This window comes from Photorhabdus noenieputensis, assembly GCF_018448935.1.
GTDB classification, from domain to species: domain Bacteria; phylum Pseudomonadota; class Gammaproteobacteria; order Enterobacterales; family Enterobacteriaceae; genus Photorhabdus; species Photorhabdus noenieputensis.
This window is the reverse complement of record NZ_RCWC01000049.1, coordinates 8201-24802: the sequence shown is the minus strand read 5'-3', so window position 1 is coordinate 24802 and position 16602 is coordinate 8201. Positions and strand designations below refer to the sequence as shown.

The 16602-nt window shown below is 43.2% G+C and carries 13 protein-coding genes; 3 read left to right on the top strand and 10 right to left on the bottom strand.

Annotation, left to right across the window (positions count from 1 at the left end):
• Window positions 1-466: 466 nt before the first annotated feature.
• From EAE91_RS24630 to EAE91_RS22020, 10 genes are all read right to left on the bottom strand, one after another.
• Entirely contained in the window at window positions 467-595 is a 129-nt protein-coding gene (locus tag EAE91_RS24630) for a hypothetical protein (RefSeq protein WP_280520299.1), read from the bottom strand.
• A 176-nt stretch (window positions 596-771) separates the two neighbouring features.
• Window positions 772-1236 (bottom strand): cytochrome c oxidase assembly factor Coa1 family protein, encoded by a 465-nt coding sequence (locus EAE91_RS22060; RefSeq protein ID WP_214090332.1) that lies wholly within the window; start codon window positions 1234-1236, stop codon window positions 772-774.
• Window positions 1237-1371: 135 nt separating this feature from the next.
• Window positions 1372-4050, bottom strand: a complete 2679-nt coding sequence (gene tssH / locus EAE91_RS22055) for a type VI secretion system ATPase TssH (protein WP_214090331.1) — start codon at window positions 4048-4050, stop codon at window positions 1372-1374.
• Window positions 4051-4312: 262 nt separating this feature from the next.
• Window positions 4313-5995 carry an OmpA family protein gene (locus EAE91_RS22050; protein WP_214090330.1) on the bottom strand — a complete coding sequence of 561 codons (1683 nt, stop codon included), beginning with the start codon at window positions 5993-5995 and terminating at the stop codon, window positions 4313-4315.
• Between the two features lie 16 nt (window positions 5996-6011).
• Window positions 6012-6656, bottom strand: a complete 645-nt coding sequence (tssL, locus tag EAE91_RS22045; RefSeq protein WP_214090329.1) for a type VI secretion system protein TssL, short form — start codon at window positions 6654-6656, stop codon at window positions 6012-6014.
• The gene (gene tssK / locus EAE91_RS22040) at window positions 6653-8011 is read right to left on the bottom strand and encodes a type VI secretion system baseplate subunit TssK (RefSeq protein ID WP_214090328.1); all 1359 of its coding nucleotides are present in this window, start codon (window positions 8009-8011) and stop codon (window positions 6653-6655) included. Before tssK ends, tssL begins: the two co-directional genes overlap by 4 nt.
• A 20-nt stretch (window positions 8012-8031) precedes the next feature.
• Complete coding sequence (gene tssC / locus EAE91_RS22035; RefSeq protein ID WP_214090327.1) at window positions 8032-9564, bottom strand: type VI secretion system contractile sheath large subunit; 1533 nt, start codon at window positions 9562-9564, stop codon at window positions 8032-8034.
• Window positions 9565-9605: 41 nt separating this feature from the next.
• Window positions 9606-10103, bottom strand: a complete 498-nt coding sequence (tssB, locus tag EAE91_RS22030; RefSeq protein ID WP_214090326.1) for a type VI secretion system contractile sheath small subunit — start codon at window positions 10101-10103, stop codon at window positions 9606-9608.
• An 835-nt stretch (window positions 10104-10938) separates the two neighbouring features.
• Window positions 10939-11379, bottom strand: coding sequence for a hypothetical protein (locus EAE91_RS22025; protein ID WP_214090325.1), 441 nt, complete (start codon window positions 11377-11379; stop codon window positions 10939-10941).
• Window positions 11380-11646: 267 nt separating this feature from the next.
• Window positions 11647-12858: an MFS transporter gene (locus EAE91_RS22020; RefSeq protein ID WP_214090324.1), complete on the bottom strand. Its 1212-nt coding sequence runs from the start codon at window positions 12856-12858 to the stop codon at window positions 11647-11649.
• Window positions 12859-13276: 418 nt separating this feature from the next.
• Between EAE91_RS22020 and EAE91_RS22015 the strand changes: the two genes are divergently transcribed.
• The 3 genes from EAE91_RS22015 to EAE91_RS22005 all read left to right on the top strand — a co-directional run.
• Window positions 13277-14221, top strand: a complete 945-nt coding sequence (locus EAE91_RS22015; protein WP_214090323.1) for a fucose-binding lectin II — start codon at window positions 13277-13279, stop codon at window positions 14219-14221.
• 127 nt (window positions 14222-14348) lie between these two features.
• On the top strand, window positions 14349-15287 hold the full coding sequence (locus tag EAE91_RS22010) for a fucose-binding lectin II (protein ID WP_214090322.1): 939 nt from the start codon (window positions 14349-14351) through the stop codon (window positions 15285-15287).
• Window positions 15288-15708: 421 nt separating this feature from the next.
• Window positions 15709-16602: fucose-binding lectin II (locus EAE91_RS22005; protein WP_214090321.1), on the top strand; the 894-nt coding region annotated here is incomplete at its 3' end.

Genomic DNA, 16602 nt, shown 5'->3' with positions numbered 1-16602 from the left:
CAGCAACATGCCTTCGAATTAATAGATTCATTAATTTCACACACGGTTAATGAACAATTCAATCCTCCCTGCGGGTGCATATTAAAATCAAGTCTTTTTTTATCAAATAGCACAAAATGTTTAATGATAACGGCGAAACTCATTATATCTAAACCAAACTTAAACAGAATGTCATTTGTTTAGATAAAAAGATCGCATTGATTAAAATAATATGATAGTGACTCACTATACAGATATTTACATTTCTCATAGCCCTAACAATAAAATATATTTTTACTTTATTTTCAATGTGTTAATTAATTCATAAAATACAACTCCGGCATTATTTCATCCTTACCATGACTCAGGTTCATTATCATCAATACGTTACCGACACGTAAAAAAGAATGATTATCAATTATAGTATGCAAATGAGAACAGATTTCATTATTGAGAATAACTCCATTGATAATAGACTCATTCTGATTTATCCAGACCATAATCCATAGCAAGTCATACCGATGCAGATAATAAGCATACCGGAAACCAACCAATACCATAATACAGGAGAACCCAATTCCTGCTGAATTGCGCTGACGGCGTTATTCCAGATCATACTTTTACCTTTATAGACGACATTTGCAATAACCTAAAAACCACATAGAGAGAACGATATTTTATAGCACAGAATAAAATACCATTGACTCTACGTTGATTAAGAATGATTCTCATTACTTTCCAATTAAACCGGTTCAAGAGTTTTTTGATAATACTCTACAAAGAAAATAATCTTTATTTCATGGGATTATCGACTGCCAGTAAATCGATCAATTGCCCACTTGAATCTGGTTGAACAGTTATATTTTTATATCGCCAATGGCCTGCATACTTATTTGCATCAACATGCACCGTACCACCAGACCGATTTCCTTTTATAGGAATGTCAAACTCGGCTTCTTTCTCGTTAATACTGCCAGAAATAAACCAGCTAGTTTCAATGGGTTGGCCTAAAATATTTTTCACCACAGGATTACCTTGTGCCAGCGATAAAGCTTTCTTATATGGCTCCGAAGATTTCATTACGCCCATGACAATCATAAATGCACCGACGATGAAAACAGGAATAAAGCAGACAATCATCAATTTCCATTTACGCGCCAACCAATTGCGTTTTTCAGGAAAAGAAGGTGTACCCGTCTCTGTTTCGTTATCCAATAAATTCCACTCTTTTTTTATCGTTACATTTTTTACTTTCATATCTTTAATACCTTCTCTTTTAATACCTTTTCATTAGGGCGAAATGCCGGGTTATCTTATGTTCGAACTTCTTATTCCATCAGATATAGGGCTGAACCCTATGTACAGTTTCATACACATTCATTCAGCCATTACTTATTTTTCCTCGATATCCAATGAAGCGACCAATTCAGTATCAGTAAAAGCAAGGGTGATACCCTCTTCTTCGTCGAAACCCAACGTCACGCCAGCAGGTTTATTGTGATGGGCCAGACGTTCCAGCAGTGCCTGTGATAACACCGGTAAAATTTGCTGGTTAAGCAGGCTGTCGATATTACGTGCTCCACTGTCCGGCAACAGGCAAGCATTCACCAAGGTGTCACACAGACTGCTTTCCACCGTGCAAGTTAAGCCATAGTGGGTACGAAGACGCCGAGTCACTTGTTCCAGTTTGATTTCAACAATGCGTCTGAGTGCACCAGCCTGCAACTGGCGGTAAATCACGGTCTGAAAACGAGCCAACAGAGCTGGCTGGAAGTGATCACGAAGCATCGGATGTAACAGCTCATGCAATACGGCGTTCGGGGCGTCAGGTTGTTGTGCCAGTAACGCCATCAGTTGATCACTGCCCAGATTAGAGGTCATTAAGATTACAGTATGGCGAAAATCGATTTCTCGTCCTTCACCATCGCGCATAAAGCCACGATCAAATACCTGATAGAACAGGTTAATAACGTCGCGATGGGCTTTTTCCACTTCGTCCAATAGCACCACACTATACGGGCGTTTACGTACCGCTTCCGTTAAGATCCCCCCCTGACCATATCCGACATAACCGGGCGGTGAACCTTTAAGCTGAGATACCGTGTGCGGTTCCTGATATTCCGATAGGTTGATGGTGATTAGCGAACGCGCTCCACCAAACAGGTTATCCGCCAATGCCAGCGCGGTTTCGGTTTTCCCTACGCCACTCGGCCCAACCAATAGGAATACGCCCAGTGGCCCCTGTTCCGGCGTCAATCCGGTTTTAGCGGCACGCAAGCGTTGAGCGATTTCCCGTAGCGCCACCTCTTGACCGATAACCCGCTTCCCCAAATGCTGCTCCAAATGAAGCAAGCCGGTCTGTTCGTCTTTCAACAAGCTATTTAATGGCACGCCGGTCCAATCAGCGATCACTGTTGCTACGGAACGCACATCCACATCCGATGACAGTAATGGCTGCCCTTGTTGTAATGTCGCCAGTTGCTGTTGCAACAGGGCTATATCACCCTGTCGGCTGATGTCCTGCCGGGCGTCGAGCAACTGTTGGGTAAGCTGTTTTTCCTGTTGATACTGTTCATCCCGCTGTTGCTGCTGCCGACACAGTTCATGACGTCGCATTTCAATTTGTGCCAAACGATCTGAGTGATGGCATTGCCCCAGTGCGATATCTTCCAGTATCGCCTGTTGCTCTATCTCAAGTGCGGTCAATTGGGATTGCAGTTGCGTCAATGCCTCCGGTACCGTATCCAGGCCCATTCTGACTCGTGCGCTGGCGGTATCCAGCAGGTCTACCGCTTTATCCGGTAGCTGTCGCCCAGTCAGGTAACGACGAGATAAGGTGACAGCCGCTTTCACCGCATCTTCCTGAATATGTACGCCATGATAACGGGCATAACGCGCTTTCAGTCCACGTAGCATCAGGCAAGCGGTCTCGTCGTCCGGTTCATCGACTTTGATCGTCTGGAAACGTCGCTCCAGTGCCGCATCCCGTTCAAAATACTGTTTATATTCCGACCACGTGGTGGCGGCAATCGTGCGTAATTCTCCCCGCGCCAGCGCAGGTTTTAGCAGGTTAGCAGCATCAGCGCCCCCCGCCTGATTACCGGTGCCAATCAGCGTGTGCGCTTCATCAATAAATAACAGAATGGGAGCAGGCGACTGTTGTACCGCTTCAATGACGTTTTTCAGTCGTTGCTCAAATTCGCCTTTTACTCCCGCCCCTGCCTGCAACAAGCCTAGATCCAGCATCCGCACGCTGACGGTTTTTAGACTGTCGGGGACATTGCCTTCAATAATACGCAGCGCCAATCCTTCCACCAGCGCGGTTTTCCCTACTCCCGGTTCTCCCACCAGAATCGGGTTGTTTTTACGCCGACGCGATAGGATGTCGATCATCTGACGGATTTCGCTGTCACGACCAAATACCGGATCAATGACACCCTCAGCGGCTCTGGCGGTGATATCCAGCGTGAATTTGTCCAATACGTTCTGCAAAGCCGATGATAATGGTTGGAGATTAAGCGCATATTGATCGGTGTCGCTGTCCTCAATTTCAGCGATTGCTCCATCCGCCGTCAGAGACGTCGCGGCCTGTCTCTCCGGGCGTTCGTCCGATTGTTGATCCAGCAATGGACGCAAACGTTGTAGTTGCGTCACATTTAGGTTGATCAACGGCCAGCCATGATGGGTACGCAACCAAGCCGGTTGGCCGCGCAGTACCTGCAAAAGATGCACCGAGCGAATAGATTCATTACCCTCTTCCAGAGAAGCCACACACCAGGCAACCTGTAACAAACTACACAGGTCGCTTGATAACCGTGGGCGCTGATTGATGCTATGCGGCAAACGGTTAATCGTTGTCAGCAATGACTGCCACAACGCATCCATATCCCACTCATAACGTCGAGCAATCACCGTAATATCACCTTCACCGCCTTCAAGCAGCTTGAGCAACCAGTGTTCCACCGTGATTTCAGCATGTGCCCGTGTCTGGCAAAATGCAGCGGCAGCTTCCAATGCCTGCGCACAATAGGGGTTTAAACGGCACAATAGTGCGGTAAATATGGTATCCATATAAAAGTTCCAGTTGTCATTAAGAGGTTAGGTGGCATTCAATAAATGCCCCCATTCTCAGGTAAAAATTCATCTGTCTGGCGAGGTTCCCCTAGCCAGTTCTACGTTTACAAACACTTCATCCGCTGAATTAAAAGAGTTGCTTAAAAGAGTCGCCATACCCGCGCATGGCAGCCCATTAGCGCATTAGATCTGATTGTGTCCAAACATCAGAGTGAATAATCAGAGTGAATAATCAGAATGAATAGTGCTGCCATCTTTATTATCCCAAGTGATTTTCTGGTCGTTGGCAGGCGGCGACGCTCGACGGCATTAAGCTGATTTCAACCCGACGGTTGACAGCACGCCCCGCAGCGGTTGTATTGGTAGCAATCGGCCGCGTTGCACCTTCACCTTTTACGACCAGGCAAGCCGGTGATACGTCACTGGTTTGTAATATCCAATCTCGTACTGCTTCTGCCCGCGCCAGTGATAGCACGCGATTTTTTGCGGCATCACCGGTTGAGTCAGTATGACCTGTTATCACCACCATCCAGCCCGGTTTAGCTTTAATGTCGATCAATGCGTTGACCAGCACTTTGGCCGCTTCTGGCTTAAGACGCGACTGTCCAATGTCAAACAGTGACATGCTGCTCAGGTTCAATGTCTGCGGCAACGGCTTACCGCTCTTCGGCACAGGAGGCGGAGATACCGGTAACACCGCATGGTTGATCACATCCATCAGCGGCGTATAAAGGCGATCGCCTGCATAAAGCCCTAACCCTAAGCGCACCGGTTCGCCGTCACGTTGATATTTCTCCAGCAATGTCGCATCAAGCTTGAGTTGATGGTAAGCCTGAACTTTCGCGCCATTATCTTTCACGTCAATGACTCGATAATGCTGTAAATCACTGCGTATCTGGCGCAACAGGCGCAAGTTGTTCCAGGCGCTGGAAGCCAATGCCAGACAGACAAATCCGCTCAGCAGGCCGATGCCCCAGATGACCGCTCGTCGATGCGGTGTATGACCAACATAATGTGGCAACAGGCGCAACATGGCATCGGGAAATGGCGATACGTTCCCCACCTCAGCCATGCTGTGGCTAATGCGAGGTAAAGTAGTACGATCGATCAGCCATTTCGTCCACAAGTTGTTTACCTGCGGCGTTTGCGGCAAAAACGTCAGCGCCATTGCTATCGGGTAACAAGGCCGACTGACCAGCTCCGGTGATCGGCATTCATGCAAGATGTTTTCTACCATCCAGCGTTGCCATGCCGCCGCCGCAATCGTTTGTTGTAAACGTGCGGCCCGGTGCTGTGCATCCCCTTCGGTCAACCAGATATTCATCCCAACAGCGGCGTGTTTTTCTCCCCATACCGTCATTGTCGGGCTGTCTGCCTGTAGCTCGAACCACGGGCTGATATCGCCATCAAGATAGCCGGCGATCAATACCGGTGTATGGCAGGCGGTCAGTTGAGCAACACGGCCAACCTGATAGCGAAATTGTCTGATCTTTGCCGTCATTACGGCTTGATCTCGTTGCTGTTCAGGAAAGAGTGTTAATAGTACGCTAATCTGCCTACGCCAATCAGGTCTGGCGGCAATAATCGCTTCTACCAGTGCGCTCATCTCGTTTTGCGGCGATACACAGATAAAACAGCCCTGTGGCGTGCAGCGTACCGGCCCTTCCGCAAACAGCGTCGCCACGCTATCACCGCAGGTTAGTACCACAGGCTGACGCCACGAGGCCGCAGGCAATGCCGCCAGCAAACGGCAAACACTGTCCTGATGGGACATTTCCGGTGTGGGACGTCCTACCCGCCAGCAGGCAATCACTGCCACCATCAAGATCGCGGCCAACCACCATGCGACAGACGCATTCCCTAGCGGCAAGAAAAACAGACATAACAGCGCCGTCAGAACACAAGCTAAAAGCCACAGCGCTCGTTTTAGTACGCAACTCAATTTGCTCTCCTTAGCCTTATCCAACAGACAAATATTGTTGAAGGTAGAGACGCAGACCGCACCACACCAAAGTTATTCCGGCTACGGCCAAGCATCCCCAAAACCACGGAGAGCGTGCATGCCAACATCGGTCCTGATGACGGTCTGCATTGGGACGTATCATCTGATAAGGTTGCACCACCATCACACCGGCACGATCAGTCAGTACGTCCAGTAATAACTGGCGTTCCTGAGAGATCTTTTCCAGGTCGCCGCCCTGAAAGCCCAATGCCAATACGCGCTGGAAACCCGCTAATACCAACAGAGAGGGTTGTGGTTGATCCAGCACTTGACGTATACGTTCAAACAGCCGTTCTCCCGCATGGTTGCTATTGCAAAATCGTGTCTGCAACGGCGTTTTCGACCAAGTTTCATAGCCTTTATCCCGCTCAGGGCGTCTGAGTACGGTTTCATCCAACAACGCACACAAGGCATAGATGATGTGAGCCATGTTCTCTTCGCTGATACCACTTGTACTTAATCGCTGCCGTGCCGCGTCTACCAACTCAACCCCTTTTTGATATAACGCCTCTCCGTGCAGCGATTTATTACCGCTTTTTAGCGCAATCACTAACATTCCAATGTCAAGCATCAGGTCATCAATTGAAATTTCTTTGTTCATGTACGTAACACCGCAAACAGTTCTAATTGAACGCCCGACAACGTACCGGGCACATAGAAGGCGCAACTTCCCGCCTCCAACATGGCTTTAGCCACTGGATTATTCAGATCGAAAGCAAAATATTGGTTTTCCAACCGCAACGGGATCGCCGCCGGTACATGGCTAAGTGGATGTAAAGGAATGCCGCTCAATGACAAGTTAATCAACCGCTCAACATCATCAGGTGCCCCCACTTTGCACAGTTGCGGAAACTGGGTTTGCAACAAATGCGTCGGCATCGACGATCGCACAGAGAGATAAAAATCGGCCTCTTCACACAATCGCCTATCATGAAGTGATGCTCTCCACTGATTTTCACGCACCACTTCCAGTTCAATCGAAATCACCCTTGATGGCAGGCTCGCCTCAAGTAACGTACTGATAAGCCGGATCAATGGCGGGAAAACCTCACTTAGTTGGTTGTGTTGGTAATCAGGGATCGCGTCGAGATCACTCTCCAGTGAGAAGGTCAGTAATGCCCCCGCTAACTTCACCAGTTCACGATAGATGATTTCCGGGTGCAGCGCAGGCGCGGCGTTAAAATTATTCAACACCGGTTCATAGCTGTTAAGCGCATTCAACAACCAGAACAGCGACACATCCGCCACAGCAAAATCTGCCATGCGTTGATGGCTTTCACGACGCATTCCCATCAGCCGGGTGCGCTTAGCACGTAGCTGAGTCAACAACAGATCAAGCTGTTCCAGCAATGGAGGATGGGCAGCAAACGAGAGCAATGGCGGCACAAAATGGTCATCCAGCATCCAACCGCTTTGCCCGTCACGCACCAAGCGCGCCAACGGGCATGTCAGATAAGCCTCATTCTGATCATGCTGAAAGCGTAGGGAAATTGCATGGCGTTCAACCGCAATGGATTCACGTCCATCGCCGTACTTATCCTGTATCTCAATCCACTCTTGCTGATAACGTAGCGGCGGTTGTCCCGGCCCCACGCTCTCACTACTCTGGCGGCAATTGCCTCCATTGGCATGCTCCAGCGGTAACGCCAGTAATACCTCAACCGCACGCATATCCGCCGACGCCACCTGCTGTAAATCACAGGCCGCAGGCAGATTATCAGCATAATCGGTATCAATCAGCGTCCCATCCTGTAAACGGACTTTAAGATGCTGAACTTTCAGGCGGTTTAAGCGCAATGCCTCCTGATCAAACCGAATATCAAGCACTCCCCAGGGATTAATCAGCCCCAAATGGGCAATACAATTGTTAGTCAGAGCCTCCCAACGCGCTTGTTGCTGAAACTGTTGAGGGGCTAAAAAGGCGTCTTCAATCCAGAGAGGACGTAGAATTTTCATCATAACTCCCAATAAAATAATTACGATTTCGCTTTCGGCATCTGAGAAACCAGAGATAAATTGACGTCAATCCCTTCCACCTGAAAATGCGGCACCGCATACAGCTTGACGCGGAAGAACCCCGGATTGTCATCAATATCCTCAACCACCACATGAGCTTCACGCAGCGGGTGAGATGCCTGCATGTCGTCAGTCGGATCATTCATCTCCGTCACCAGTGTGTTGATCCAGCTATTCAGTTCAATTTCGAGCAGACGCCGATCTTTAGTGGTGCCAATGTTCTCCCGCTGGATCAGTTTTAAGTAATGAGCAATGCGCGATAGCAGGAAGATATAGGGCAAACGCGCATTAATACGACTGTTGGCCGTGGCTTCCCCGGTGTCATACACCGCGGGCTTCTGGGTGGAGTGAGCCGAAAAGAAGCAGGCGTAATCGCGATTTTTATAGTAAGAGAGCGGAATAAAACCTAAATTGGCAAATTCAAATTCACGGGTTTCCGGGATCAACACCTCTGTTGGGATCTTGCTCCGATAACCGGTACCCAAATCATAGAGATGGATCGGCAAATCGGCGATAGCACCACCGGCTTGCGGACCACGGATCTGCACACACCAGCCATTTTTAACAAAACTCCTGACCATATTGGCGGCAAAAGCAAAAGCGGCATTGGTCCACAAATACTTACTGCGATCCGGCCCTGTTGTTTCTTCGGCATAATTAAACGTTCGCACCGGCATACTCTTCGGACCATATGGCAGACGTCCCAACACTCTTGGCAGGGTGAGGCCGATATAACGGGCATCTTCGCTGTCGCGGAAAGCTCTCCATTTGGCGTATTCCGCGCGCTCAAAATAGTGACCAATATCTTTCATCACCGCCACTTCATCCATGTTCTTTTTGCCAAAAAAGGCGGGCGCAGCGGCAGTAATGAATGGCATATGCGCCGCTGCCGCGACTTTGGCAATGTTGCGCAATAAGGCGATATCCTGCGATCCGGCACTAAATTCATAGTCGGCAATCACTGCGCCAATCGGTTCGCTACCCGGTGTGTCATATTCCTGAATGTAAGCGTGACGATAGAAACCGCTCTGAACAATTTCCGGCGTATCGTCAAAATCTTGCCGCAAATCATCCTTGGCCACATCCAATACTTCAATTTTGACGTTCTGACCGAGATCTGTCCGATCAACCAAAAATTTTAAGCCTCGCCAGGCAGATTCTATACGCTGAAATCCCGGCTGATGTATCACCACATCAAGTTGGCGGCCAATTCTGCGATCCAACTTGCCGATCTCAAAATCCAGCAATGCTTTATCCAACTGTTCAACTTTTTCCTCGGAGGCTTTCAGCAGATCGAGAAGAACACTAACAGCTACAGTCACCCGTTCATCTTCCGTCACACCTGCCAATGCGTCACTGTTATGAAAGCATGCAATATCACTTAATCGTTCCACCGGACGTAAATTGATTTTCTCAAACAAAGACGAGTAAACCCCACCGGCATGATGGTTTGCCGTCGCTACAGAAGATGTCGCCTGCTCTTGTACCGTCATTCAAAACCCCTTACTTAAATCTCGTGAAAATAATGTGACCATTACCTTTCTTGCGGCGTCAGTGCTGCCAACTCAGCTCGCAGTTCATCGCTCAACATTTCATCTAGCAGAATACGCTCCAGCTCTCGACGAAAGGTGGCATTGTCAAGCAGGTTAGATTTCAGATCGCGCAACAAATTGCGCATAGAAAGCAACGCTCGCAGTTGTGGAATTTGGCGAGCCACTTGTTCAGGTTCGAAATCTTTTATTTGCCGAAAAGTGAAAGCGATATTTTCTTCGCTCCCATCTCCAGCCACAGTATTCTCCACGGTCAAATTAACCGCAGGGCTAAACCCAGCTAATACACTGTCAAAATTGTTTTTATTGATAGAAACCTTTTCCCGTTCCGAAAGCGGGCGCTGTTCCTGCCCGTTGCTGTAATCACCCGTGACTAGCAATTTCAACGGTAGCTCAACCTTTTTCCGTGCCCCACCGGTATGTAGATCCAATTTGATATTAATACGCGACTTAGGAACTTCATTTTGAAAACTTGCAGTCATTAGATAACTCCTTACAACCAAAAACAGAAATAAAAACATCATGGTTATGGCATGATATTTTCACGGAATAACACGCTTTATCAGATAGTTATGAATCGATAATTAGACAAACACCAAATATGAGGGAATGAATAATGGTACCTAAATTAACGAACTGCTTAACAAAATCAACCGACGCAAAATAACCTCAACTTATACTCACTCTAATGTAAAGAATTACCGTAGAAAACATCCAACAAAGAAAAATTAAGCTTACTAGATAATAAAAGAGCAAACATCAACAGAAGTTAAACAACAATCAATTAAATAAAAATAATTTAAATTCAGGAAATTCTTAATGAAATTTCATAACCAATTATAATTGTTACTATTTTTAATTCTCAATTTGTTACAAATTGTAACAATCTGTAATAATCTGTAATAATATGAAATAAATATCGTGTAACTGTTATTTTTGTTTCACGACTTTATTTAATCTTATTTCTCAAATGAGATTGATTATTAATTACATTATTACTGACATAAAGATCTCCATCAGCAAGTGTATTAACATATACCCGCATCATTCACCCTGCTAAACCGATTGACTCTTTATTACAATAATCGATAAATGAAATGGTTTCATGAGAAAATTATTAGAGGGGTAACCGATTTCTACGCGCATATTAACATTTCAATAATTTAATTATTAGTTTTAATAAAAACTTACTTGATAGTTAATTAATGTAACAATCAACAAAGTAATTAAAAATACTGAACAACACGCGAAGAAATGCTGTCATTTCAACGACTGTCTATTGATACAAAACGTTATCCGATATATTCAGTTATAACGCTATATCATTTCCAGATTAATATTATTATCATTAAATTCTAACGTTAGGATTTTATTTCCACCGCCTCGATTATTACCAGGGATCTCTAATGCATCATCGTAACTAAATTCCCTATTTATGGAATATTTAACCGCATTTTCATTTGGTGGATTCCAATAATCTTGAAATATCCAAATATTAAATCTGAATTCAGATCTCAATCCCCTTTCAGTATAAATATGAATTGCTTTATTAGGTTCATATTTATCACCTATCCAGGGTGCCCATAAATCGCCATGCCATTCAGACATTTTATCCACAGAAAAATTTTTTCTGGCAACATATCCATGTTCAATGACAACTTTACAAGGCGTTTTATTATAAATAGATTTAATATTTGTCACTCCCGCGATAATATTAATGGCTGGTTTATTCTGAGTGTTATTTGATTTTCGTTCCATTTTATTCACCTATATCAATTAATAAGTTCAATAATAATTATGATAGGATTTATAATAACTTCATCCTTTCGCACACTGTCCTAAAATTATCCTTATAATATTAATTTCCTCCAGTGATATTACACTTCAAACAACATTTAATTATTACTAATCACACCTGTCTTCTTATATCAATGATTAGCCTTAATTTCAAATATAGCGCAAAATCTTTATTTTACCATTAAGGCTAGATCACATATCTATCGTTATTTTCCCTTAATTATTACGCTAAGCATTATTCATTAAATTTTTCGTTTCTCTTTTCATCACCTGAGCTAATTTCATTACATATACAGGTAATATCAGAGCGCTAACCATAGTCAGTATGAAAATAGGCCGTACATTCTCAGCAATAATCTCTTTACCGTCTAAGAAAATAGAGGAGAAGAAGAACACCACGCCAGCACCCAAATTGGAAAACGCCATCTGGAGGGCACCAAAGCCCGCACGATTTTCAGGCGTCGAGGCATAAGAAGCGAGCACGTTTGCCGCCATCACCTGCACATAAGTCGCGAACATAAAAAGTGAGAAGAAAACGTATCCATTTACTTTTCCCGTCAATCCCAGAAAGATATTGGCAATAAATAAAGTCGCCGCGGCGATGGTAATTCTCTGAGGCGGATATCTATCGCAAAGCTTCCCAGTTAAATAAGTGCCTAACCAAGAAGCAATACCTCCGCAGAAGAATACCAGTGAAACCTGATTTTCCGGGATATAAAATACATTCATTAATAGCGGAGCAAGTATCGGAATAAGCATGAAGGGACTAAAATTACTGACACCACTTGCCATCCCGGCTAATGTTATTTTTTTGGTTAGTACAATTTTTTTCTGGCTATTTTTTACTTTCTCGGCACCTGGAATAAAGAAGAGGATCAAAGGCACACTCACGATGCATAAAATAACGATGAATAAAAAAGAGACTTTCCAGTTAAAACTCTCGGCTAAATATAAGCACAATGGTATACCTAAAATGCTAACGAATGAAAAAGATGAAAACGCAATGCCTAATACCCTTCCCCGCATACTTTCTGGAGAATTATTAAGTAAGATCCCAATGCCTACTCCCAATGTCACACCACCAAACAGACCGGCAATGATACGTAGCAAAATAAGCTGGTATGGTTCCGAAGAGAAAATCGTCAGGAACGTAATCAAACCGAGAAACAATGTGTTTAGAATGAGAACCTTTCTTTTATTAAAGCGATCAATAAAGAAAAAGGATGTCAGGCCAGAAAATACGGAAGAGAAAACATAAACACCCGCAATAACTCCCGCCATCGTAACCGGCATGTGAAAATCTTTCGACATATAAACAAAAAGCGGAGTTACCATCATGTACTCTAATGCATTAATAAATTGAACTAATGCAACAACCATCGCAATAACAACTATATTATTAGTTCCAACTATCTGATTAGTTCCAATTAACTTCGACATTATAAATCTCGATTCCTGTTGGCTTAAATTTCATCGACGTGGTAAGCAATTTACATCACATGCCGAGCAAAAAAAAGCACCGTGTATCATCCATTGACTGCACAACGTAATCTGGCTTGAGATGAAGCTGATGGCGGTAAAGTAGAATAATCAAGCAACAACAATTTCAGCAGCCTCATTCATTGTTAGAAGTCAGTAACAAAAGCACTGGCTTTACCGAATAATCATTAGGATTGATACTCAATCGACTGGCGTTTATCGCTACTACTATCCCGACTAAGAGCCACAAAAGTGCAGCCCCCGACTTATCACAATGGCTCAACTTAAAAGGGTTAGAGCGGTAATAGGATGAGTTCAGAACAATTTCAAGGGATATATCAACGATTAGAAACAGATAACAAACTTTCTGGAGAAATTAATGGATAATATCATTAGGTATGGCGATACCGTAAAAATGTTGAATAGCTATAAAAACTGGGATGGTGGGTATCTCTGTGTATATGGAGAAGATAAAAGAGCTGGGGCAAAATATAACGTAGTCACTGTCACCCCCTCTTATTCTAATCCAGGAGGAATATGGCGAATAGAATCAGGCACAGGAAAATCTGTAGGCAGTGAGATAATAAATAATGACACTATCTTGCTTCGCAACCTCTATTTATGTGATGGCGGCTACTTAACATGCTATGGCGAAGCGGGTAACGAAGCACCGACAGAAATCTACCGGGTTAATACATCAGATATCAACATCCATTCCAAAACAGCAATGTTATGGACTATCAATCAACGAGCTGTTTCACCGGATGGAAGAATCACAGAGGAAGGTATTTTCGCTCTTTTTAATCTATATAATCAAAAGGGATTCCTTGATACCTGTAATGACGCTACCTTTCCAAATTCGAAATACCAGATATTTACCTCTGGTTCAACCCCTCGTCTGCCCTACACTGGCCTGTGGCGAATAGAAAAAGTTAATGACCCCTGTGCGCCAAATAAGCCATCCAATTGTGGCGGGGAATGTGGAACCAATGACACCGGTAAATATTGCTTCCAGTTACCTCAAAGTATCCGATTTGGTTTGATAGCTTATACTAATACAACTATTCATCAACAAATAGTAAAAGTCTATATTGACGATCTTCTGGTAGATACATTCACCGGCAAAGGAACCGATACTAAAACTTATACATCAGGTACAGGTAAAATCTGTATTGAGATTATCGGGGATGGCAACCCCTGTAAACTTCGTTATTCCTATAACACCCTTGAAGGAAAACCTGGCTCCATGATTATCGGTGCTGAAAATGGTACTAATAATAATTACAACGACAGTGTAGTAATGTTGAACTGGCCACTAGTGTGAATAAAAGATTTATCAATAAATCGAAGCGGCATAATGCCGCTTAATTGCTACATGCCACGATAGGCATATCGTAGATTAAATAATACATTAACAGTTAGAAATAAATAACCGACTTTCCGGAGAAATTATGGCTAATATACTTAAATATGGCGATACTGTAAAAATATTAAATAGTTTCAGAAACTGGGATGGTGGATATCTTAGTGTATATGGAGCGAGTGGTATTTCAGATGGCAAACATACTGTGATAACCACCACTCAAGCCGGTACATTCTGGCGAATTGAATCAGGAACGGGAAAACCTATCGGCAGTGAAGTTATTAACAACGATACTATTTTACTCCACAATCTTTATCAATGTGATGGCGGCTACTTAGGGCATTATGTAGCATCAAATAAACAGGTTCCAGAAGGTGAAATATATCCGATACACACATCGGATAAAAACATCCGTCCAGAAGCATTAGAGTGGATTATTTATTCTGACATGCCATCTATTGATGGGAAAATCAAAGAAGATGAAAGCATTGCATTATATAACCGATGGGAAACCCGAGGCTTTCTTGATACTTATGGTTGGGTTGGAGTCCCTGAAACAGTATGCCATGTATATACTTCTGCTAATAACCTCCGTAAGCCCTATACCGGCCTGTGGAAAATGACACAAGTTAAAGATCCTTGTCTTCCAGTTACCAAACCCTCCAATTGTGCTGGAGAATGCGGCGCTAGTGATGGCGGTAAATATTGCTTCCAATTACCCCAAAGTATTCGATTTGGTCTGATAGCTTATACTAATACAACTATCCATCAACAAACAGTAAAAGTCTATATTGACGATCTTCTGGTAGATACATTAACCGGTAAAGGAACAGATACTAAAGCTTATACATCCGGTACAGGAAGAGTCTGTATTGAAATTATCGGGGATGGCAAACCCTGTAAGCTCCGTTACTCTTATAATACCCTTGACGGAAAACCGGGAACAGTCACTATTGGTGCCGAAAATGACGCCAACAATAATTACAATGATAGTGTGGTGGTATTGAATTGGCCATTGGTGAATTAGTTAAAATAGCCCGTTAATTTCACCACAAAAAATCATTAATAAATTAAAGCGGTATTATGCCGCTTTTTATATAAAAATATAATCAATCTAATATATTTTCAATATGTTATTGTCAAAACACAAAAATAAATTAATATAGAAATATAAAATAGTGTCTTACACTTTAATTTAATTATATAACTCTTACCTCTTAGTATATATTTGTATTTTTGCAAAAAAACAATATCATTAAATCAATAAGTAATTTATTAATATATAACATTGCCACAATCTATCTTTTATATTAATTTTCACAGAGTAAATTTTTCTGTTTCGCCAAATAGTTTTAATATCATTATTGCTATATTTTATCTATAAACAGGAAATTTGACAAATACGCAAAATCAATCACAAACTTAAAAACCATGAAGGATATATATTAATGAGCATACATATCTATTTATTCCTTAATGAGAATAATGCCATATTTAATGACACAATACATAGACCAGATAAAAATTACCCTCAACCCATCAGTAATGATTGGCCTGACCTCCCTATAAAATTTCAAAGACATATTGATGATGTAATTAATTTAAATGGTTATTTATATTTTTTTAAAGGCTCGCAATACGTTAAATTCGATATCGCAAAAGTTAAGGTGATTGATGGGCCGAAATTTATTGCAGAGGGATGGCCCGGATTGGAAGGTACCGAATTTGAAAACGGGATAGATGCGGCTATAGAATTAACACAAAATATTGTTTGTTTCTTCAAAGGTAGTGATTGCATTGATTATGCCGTAAACTCACACTCGATTAAGCGAAAATCTATCTCAGATAGATGGGAAATAGCAAAGAAACACCCAGAATTTAGTAAAAATCTGGATGCTGTTACATGGAGAAAAGCTCTTAATCGCGATCCTGATATTACTTTCATCAAAGGCAATCAGCATATCGGATTTTATCCGCAATCAAACATTATTAGATTTGGACCTGCTTCTATTAATGGTTATACCGAAGGAGCCTTCAAAACAATTCAAGCAGCAGTATTGATTGACTCTGATTTATTAGGCAGTGACCGTGGCAATAATGGGGGTTGTAGTGGAATATGTGATACTAATGACACTGGTAAATATTGCTTCCAGTTACCTCAAAGTATTCGATTTGGTCTGATAGCTTATACTAATACAACTAGCCATCAACAAACAGTAAAAGTCTATATTGACGATCTTCTGGTAGATACATTAACCGGTAAAGGAACAGATACTAAAGCTTATACATCCGGTACAGGAAGAGTCTGTATTGAAATTATCGGGGATGGCAAACCCTGTAAA

What these genes read in the sequence shown, in the direction of transcription:
- tssL (WP_214090329.1), bottom strand. Translation starts at nt 6,656, where the DNA reads ATGAACAAAGAAATTTCAATTGATGACCTGATGCTTGACATTGGAATG.
- tssH (WP_214090331.1), bottom strand. Translation starts at nt 4,050, where the DNA reads ATGGATACCATATTTACCGCACTATTGTGCCGTTTAAACCCCTATTGT.
- tssK (WP_214090328.1), bottom strand. Translation starts at nt 8,011, where the DNA reads ATGAAAATTCTACGTCCTCTCTGGATTGAAGACGCCTTTTTAGCCCCT.
- EAE91_RS24630 (WP_280520299.1), bottom strand. Translation starts at nt 595, where the DNA reads ATGATCTGGAATAACGCCGTCAGCGCAATTCAGCAGGAATTGGGTTCT.
- EAE91_RS22010 (WP_214090322.1), top strand. Translation starts at nt 14,349, where the DNA reads ATGGCTAATATACTTAAATATGGCGATACTGTAAAAATATTAAATAGT.
- tssC (WP_214090327.1), bottom strand. Translation starts at nt 9,564, where the DNA reads ATGACGGTACAAGAGCAGGCGACATCTTCTGTAGCGACGGCAAACCAT.
- EAE91_RS22020 (WP_214090324.1), bottom strand. Translation starts at nt 12,858, where the DNA reads ATGTCGAAGTTAATTGGAACTAATCAGATAGTTGGAACTAATAATATA.
- tssB (WP_214090326.1), bottom strand. Translation starts at nt 10,103, where the DNA reads ATGACTGCAAGTTTTCAAAATGAAGTTCCTAAGTCGCGTATTAATATC.
- EAE91_RS22015 (WP_214090323.1), top strand. Translation starts at nt 13,277, where the DNA reads ATGGATAATATCATTAGGTATGGCGATACCGTAAAAATGTTGAATAGC.
- EAE91_RS22060 (WP_214090332.1), bottom strand. Translation starts at nt 1,236, where the DNA reads ATGAAAGTAAAAAATGTAACGATAAAAAAAGAGTGGAATTTATTGGAT.
- EAE91_RS22025 (WP_214090325.1), bottom strand. Translation starts at nt 11,379, where the DNA reads ATGGAACGAAAATCAAATAACACTCAGAATAAACCAGCCATTAATATT.